Below are 1,606 nucleotides of genomic sequence, written 5' to 3'. Positions count from 1 at the left end.
ATGCCCGCGGCGGTCCAGTTGCGCACCGGGGTGGCGGTCCAGCGCTGGTACAGCGTCCAGTCCCGCGTCAGCCACAGCTCGGCGACCGTTGCGCGCTCGGCGGCGGTGGATTGCGCCAGTCCCTCGCGGTCAGGCCGGGCGAACAGGATGATGCGCGCCTCGACGCCCGCGGCGCGCAGTTTCGGAACCTCTTCCATCTCGTAGCGCTGCATGGCGGCCGAGTCGCGGTAGCCGATGATGTAGAGCGGCTCGCCGCCGCCGCCGGACGACAGCCATGAGGCCTCGTCCAGCAGCTCCTGGATGACCGCCTGGTTGCGGGTCACAGTCACCGGCTGGAAGCGGGCGTAGAAATGCTGGTAGGCCCAGAAGCCGCCGATCGCGAGGATCAGGCCCACCAGGGCCGCGAGGGCCGACCAGACGAAAAAGCGACGCATGCGGGGGAGCGCTCCAGCTTCACTGCCGCCGGCAGGTTAGCCCCTGCCGGCGCTTTGCGCACCCCCGAACGCGGGGGACGCGAACCTAGCCCATCGTCGGGATGACGAAGCTCGAATCCGCGTGCTCCAGCTCGCTGTCGGGCCAGCGGGCGGTGACGGTCTTGACCTTGGTCCAGAACTTCACCCCCTCCATGCCGTGCTGGTTGGTGTCGCCGAAGGCCGAACGCTTCCAGCCGCCGAAGGTGTGATAGGCGACCGGCACCGGGATCGGGACGTTGATCCCGACCATGCCGACATTGACCCGGGCGGCGAAGTCGCGGGCCGCGCGGCCGTTCTGGGTGAAGATGGCGACGCCGTTGCCGTACTGGTGCTTCGACGGCAGGTGCAGCGCCTCCTCGAAGCTGGCGGCGCGGACGATCTGCAGGACCGGGCCGAAGATCTCTTCCTTGTAGGACTCCATCTCCGGCGTGACGTGGTCGAACAGCGACGGGCCAATGAAATAACCCTTCTCGTGCCCTTGCAGGCTGAAGCCGCGGCCGTCGACGACCAGTTCAGCCCCTTCCTGCACGCCCTTCTCGATCCAGCCCTCGACCCGCGCCTTGTGCTGGGCCGTGACGACGGGGCCGTAGTGGGCGCCGGCGTCGGTCGAGACGCCGACCCGCATCGACGGGATTTCGGCCACCATTCGCTCGCGCAGTTCGTCGGCGGTCTTCTTGCCGACCGGCACGACCACCGGCAGGGCCATGCAGCGTTCGCCGGCCGAGCCATAGGCCGCGCCCGACAGGTCCTTGATCACCTGGTCCATGTCGGCGTCGGGCAGGACGATGCCGTGGTTCTTGGCCCCGCCCATCGCCTGGACGCGTTTCCCGTGCGCCGCGCCGGTCTGGTAGACGTAGTTGGCGATGTCGGACGAGCCGACGAAGCTGATCGCGTGAACCTTCGGATGGGTCAGGATGGCGTCGACCGCCGTCTTGTCGCCGTGCACGACGTTCAGCACGCCGGCGGGCGCGCCCGCCTCCATCATCAGCTCGGCCAGACGCACCGGCACCGACGGATCGCGCTCCGACGGCTTGAGGATGAAGGTGTTGCCGACGGCGATGGCGACGCCGAACATCCACATCGGGATCATGGCCGGGAAGTTGAACGGGGTGATGCCCGCCACCACGCCCAGC

General features: G+C 68.7%; 1 protein-coding gene and 1 pseudogene. Both read right to left on the bottom strand.

Annotated features, from left to right (window positions below; translation table 11 throughout):
- Window positions 1-434: pseudogene (locus V6M45_RS12905) on the bottom strand (hypothetical protein); the annotation flags it as partial.
- 85 nt (window positions 435-519) lie between these two features.
- Window positions 520-1,606: CoA-acylating methylmalonate-semialdehyde dehydrogenase (gene mmsA / locus V6M45_RS12900; protein WP_332656945.1), on the bottom strand; the 1,087-nt coding region annotated here is incomplete at its 5' end.

The organism is Brevundimonas sp. (genome assembly GCF_036676055.1).
Lineage (GTDB): Bacteria > Pseudomonadota > Alphaproteobacteria > Caulobacterales > Caulobacteraceae > Brevundimonas.
The sequence above is the reverse complement of the archived record's forward strand: the minus strand, read 5'-3'. Positions and strand labels throughout refer to the sequence as shown.